The 4,254-nt window shown below is 36.9% G+C and carries 7 protein-coding genes; all 7 read right to left on the reverse strand.

The features are described 5' to 3' along the window. Positions 1 to 194: 194 nt before the first annotated feature. Positions 195 to 704 (reverse strand): IS110 family transposase, encoded by a 510-nt coding sequence (locus tag CRO04_RS25345; RefSeq protein WP_242974660.1) that lies wholly within the window; start codon positions 702 to 704, stop codon positions 195 to 197. Positions 705 to 994: 290 nt separating this feature from the next. Further along, positions 995 to 1,339 (reverse strand): hypothetical protein, encoded by a 345-nt coding sequence (locus CRO04_RS25350; protein ID WP_097007017.1) that lies wholly within the window; start codon positions 1,337 to 1,339, stop codon positions 995 to 997. 302 nt (positions 1,340 to 1,641) lie between these two features. After that, the gene (locus tag CRO04_RS25355; protein ID WP_097007018.1) at positions 1,642 to 2,058 is read right to left on the reverse strand and encodes a hypothetical protein; all 417 of its coding nucleotides are present in this window, start codon (positions 2,056 to 2,058) and stop codon (positions 1,642 to 1,644) included. Positions 2,059 to 2,230: 172 nt separating this feature from the next. After that, positions 2,231 to 2,773 (reverse strand): RNA 2'-phosphotransferase, encoded by a 543-nt coding sequence (locus tag CRO04_RS25360; protein WP_097007019.1) that lies wholly within the window; start codon positions 2,771 to 2,773, stop codon positions 2,231 to 2,233. 1 nt (position 2,774) lies between these two features. Further along, positions 2,775 to 3,155: a DUF6960 family protein gene (locus CRO04_RS25365; protein WP_097007020.1), complete on the reverse strand. Its 381-nt coding sequence runs from the start codon at positions 3,153 to 3,155 to the stop codon at positions 2,775 to 2,777. 11 nt (positions 3,156 to 3,166) lie between these two features. Next, positions 3,167 to 3,574 carry a hypothetical protein gene (locus CRO04_RS25370; RefSeq protein WP_097007021.1) on the reverse strand — a complete coding sequence of 136 codons (408 nt, stop codon included), beginning with the start codon at positions 3,572 to 3,574 and terminating at the stop codon, positions 3,167 to 3,169. A 152-nt stretch (positions 3,575 to 3,726) separates the two neighbouring features. Continuing rightward, positions 3,727 to 4,254: transposase (locus CRO04_RS25375; RefSeq protein ID WP_141401048.1), on the reverse strand; the 528-nt coding region annotated here is incomplete at its 5' end.

Below are 4,254 nucleotides of genomic sequence, written 5' to 3' on the forward strand. Positions count from 1 at the left end.
GCGACTATTGTTCAATTGGAAAGAATCACATTTAGAATCTGAGAAAAGCAGGTTTAGAAAACGAACCTGTTTTTCTCAGACCCTAAACATGATACTTTCCTTTAGAATTATAGCACGTCGTTGTGCCGTTTTTAAATAGAAAAATTACTATTCTTCTTTTGGAATCGGTTCCAGATACTCCGTCTTATTTTTCATCATTCCGTAAATGCCATTGATATCTGCTCATGGAGTCCGTTCTTAAAACGGATGCCGTCTTTCACCAGTAAATCTCTCCGATTTACTAATTGAGCCAGTGTCCATTCGTTATCTTTTGGCTTTGCATCTAGCAAAGTATGTAACTGGTTTATGAGTACCGTTGCCACACAATACGCATCATGCTCATCATTTTTACGGAGCATAGGTGCACTTTTTCTCTGATCATAAGCCAAAGCTGGATTAATGTCTTTTACAATATAACCTTTTTCAATCAGCCAGACAGCTAAACTTCTGCCGTAGCCATATGCATTCTCCAATCCGTAAATGGGTTCAAGCCCAAGGTGATTGGATTTTCTGTTCACCTTTTCTGCCAGCTTTTTAAATTCACTGGGCTTGTTTTCAATGACGACTACCTCTAACTTTTCATTCCAGCAGTTCACCATCACTGCGGTATGACTTTCCTTATGCAGATCAATTCCTACATAAAGTAGATTTTCTCTTTTCTGCAATTCTCTCCCTCCAGAACTTGCTTCCAACCAATCAGTTCCCGTACCGGCAACCTCAGATGACAGCGTTAACTCTTTATGAGTCCGCAAGGGGGCGACAGCCAATCTACAACAAACCAATGGGTGAAAGGACAAGTTATTTCTTTTATTGGTTGTTGATGTTAACTCTGTATGAAATGGATTGCAAGTAATTTCTGAATTTGTTTTTAGGAGAAGGAACGTCAGAAAAAAGAACAGAAAAGGGAGTTACAGAAGAAGTGTTTTTACCCCCTGTAACCCCCGGCAGCACCATTTTACCATAGAAACACTTTGATGTAAATCCATGGTTCACCATGAACCATAGGGCAGATGAACCAGCTAAATTTCTGGTGGAACAGAATCAATAGAACACTTTCGGTTTGCCCTGTATCGCAACTAATTGCCTCTGTGTGACCTTTAAAACCCATAGTGGAACATATATGCCAATCAGGAGATAAAAAGCCTTGTTGAGCAAATCTGAAAAATATAGGCTTATCCCTTTGCACCTGATAGCTGTTTGGATTGCTATTGCCTCCTGTTCGTCTTCCGGTTGCTTTTTCAGAAAAATGTCGCATATAAGCCAGTTTTTCATATCTCTCAAGTCGCACAATCGCAACCATTTATAAATTCCTGAACTGGAAGATTTTCACTCTAATTTGCTACAAAAGCCGGGATGAACCATGGGGTCGAAAATGATGCAGGTTAAAGGCAGGTGCACCTTACGGCGCTCCTGCCGGTTTACAGCAGCCGGCAATGCCGACTGCACAAGAATTCCAGTCAAAACCTTTCTCTTTTTTATTAGGTAGCTGTAATAAGGAGCACATCACCCATTAGGTAGCTGTGACCACTATGAAACCAACTAAGTTTCAAGGTTTTAAGGTATCTGCTAGGTACACGGAAGAGATTAATCTAATTAGGCCATTTAAACTGTTGCAAAATATAAATCGTTTAAGCTAAATTTATTAGGATTAACAGCTTCTTCAGAAGCATGCCAGCTAATCTGCTTTACTTCTGATTTTAATTTTGCCAAATCAATAAACCACTCATCTTTATCATAATTTTCAGTAATAAAAACTTCATACATTGAAAAAAGAACTTGAGGTATCTTACTTTCATAACTTTTTCGGGCAAATATTATACCTATTTTAGAATTGATCATATAAACAATACCATGCTCCTGATGGTTCAATCTTGCCCATTCTTCACCAGCTCCATCATCCCAATCTAAATTTAAATCTTTATCGAATTGTTTGATTTCATCCAATGCTCTTATAAAAACCTCTTCTTTAAACAGACATTTATCTTTTGCTTTAATTAATATTTTCAATAAATCACTCACTGTTGACCTCCTTTACGGGTTTTTTATTAGCATGAATTCATAGATGGGATGAAGGTCATAAAGTATATTACCAAATTATAACTTTACAAGAAAGCTTAGAACACAACCAGAAATAGTCATGTTCTAAACTTTTCAAGGCACTTACTTGGTAATTTTTAATTATTAAAATATGTTATTGTTTTTCTAAAATATACTTACTAGGGACCATATCTGCCAGCCATACTTTCTCATTACCATAATAAAATTTTATTCCATCATTCCAAGCACTTAGCGAATCAATTACTAATATTTGTGGATTATTATCATGTCTTTTCCCAACGTTCTCTGCGGTTTCAATATCCTGTGATAAGTGAACATACTGCCTGCTCCGTGGTAACAACCCTTTTTCTGCAATTGAATCCATAAATCTTCTTGCTGTTCCATGGTATAAAATATTGGGCGGCATTTTTTCTTCTTTCATAATCTTCATTGGTATGGAATGTCCATAAAATGCTCTAATTTTTCCTTCGAAAATTTCATGCCGCTTTTTTTCAGATTTTTCAACTATTTCAATTAAATCATCTTCAGCAACATTTTCCCATTTAGGATTTAGATGTAAGGCAGATAATAACTGCTTTAACGGAACTCTTCCCTCTTCGTCAATCTCAAGTTCATATTCCCATGGGGCATGTCGTAAAGCATATGAAATTTCTTTACTTAGTTCAGTGTAATTCATTTTATCTCACTTCTTTTACTTCATAATCTTTATATCTTTTTCCACTTCTTTTACCCTCGATTTTAAGAAAATAAAAGGGAGTATTATCTTTTATATGCCATTCAACATCAATAATCTGACCTATTGATGACTTTTCAATTATTTCTACTATATCTCCTAATTTATATTGGGGTTCATTTACAACTTTATAAAGCTTAGGAATTACTCGAAATTCTTTTTTTCCATACTTTAACTTAATCATCCCGTCACTCATTGATACACATTGAAAAACCTTTCCATTTGGTTTTAAGGCAAAAAATTCTTCTCTGTCTTCAGCGGCGATCATATCATCATCAGTTCCCTGAAAACATTGGTATACCCCCCATGTACCTGTATAATCCATAACTGTCCTCCTTATTCTCCATATGGTAAAAATCCTTTAAAATCTTTAGAATAGATGTTTTGAGGTAAATTACCAAATGCATCTTCTGCAGTTTTCAAGCATTCATTGCTTGGCTTAAAGTGACCACTAGCATTGTCAATACTATAAATTTTTCCACCCCGAACTTCAACCATACCTGCTGCTTGAACTTGTGGATTTTCACCTCCAATCAACGTAGGGTGAGGCATTCTTTGGCCCCCTCTTGTTCCTATAATAATATTTCCATCCATATCAACAGCATACATATATTTTCCATTCATATTCTTATTCCCCAAATAATTGGAGCCTTCACTAACATAATCCTTAATATTATGAGCTGTTGGATTTTTGACATATTCTCCATTTCTTAGTACGCCTGCCGCTTCGTCATCAGGATACATAGTTGAATCTACTTTATATCCACGTCCTGTACCATTTTTTATACCCTGACCCGTCCCCTCAGGTGGAGTACTGAGATATCCGACGAATGGTAAAAATTAGTATTCAATTAAAAAAAGTATAGCACATCTTTGTGCTATTTTTAAGAGAGAAATTACTGTTCTTCTTCTCGAATCGGTTCCCGATATTCTGTCTTATTTTTCATCATTCCGTAAACAATGTTCACCAACCGGCGCATGATACAGACCAGTGCCTGAGACTTTGTCTTTCCTTCGCCGATTTTTCGCATGTAATAGTCATAAAATACCGGATGATTGGGTATTCCGTTCTTTGGTTTGGAAACCATTGTTACTGCCAGAAAATAAAACAGCCCATGCAACTGACGGTTTCCCTGTCTGGAGCTTTGCTCCTTGCCTTTCCCGGCAGAACTGAACTTTACAGGAGCCACTCCAGCGAATCTTGCCAGCTTATCAGCATTGGAAAATCTTCGGATATCTCCGATTTCTGCAATCAGCTTACTGGCTACCGACGTCCCTATACCAGGCATACTGGTCAGTTTATAGTCAAAACTAAGCAGGATTTTCTCGATTTCTTTATCAAGCCCTGCCAATTCTTCTTTCTGATGCTCCAAGTCCCGTACCAGACTTGTTGTAATAAAATCTCTGGATTCCTGATATTCCCG

The organism is Lacrimispora amygdalina, assembly GCF_900205965.1.
GTDB classification, from domain to species: Bacteria; Bacillota; Clostridia; order Lachnospirales; family Lachnospiraceae; genus Lacrimispora; species Lacrimispora amygdalina_A.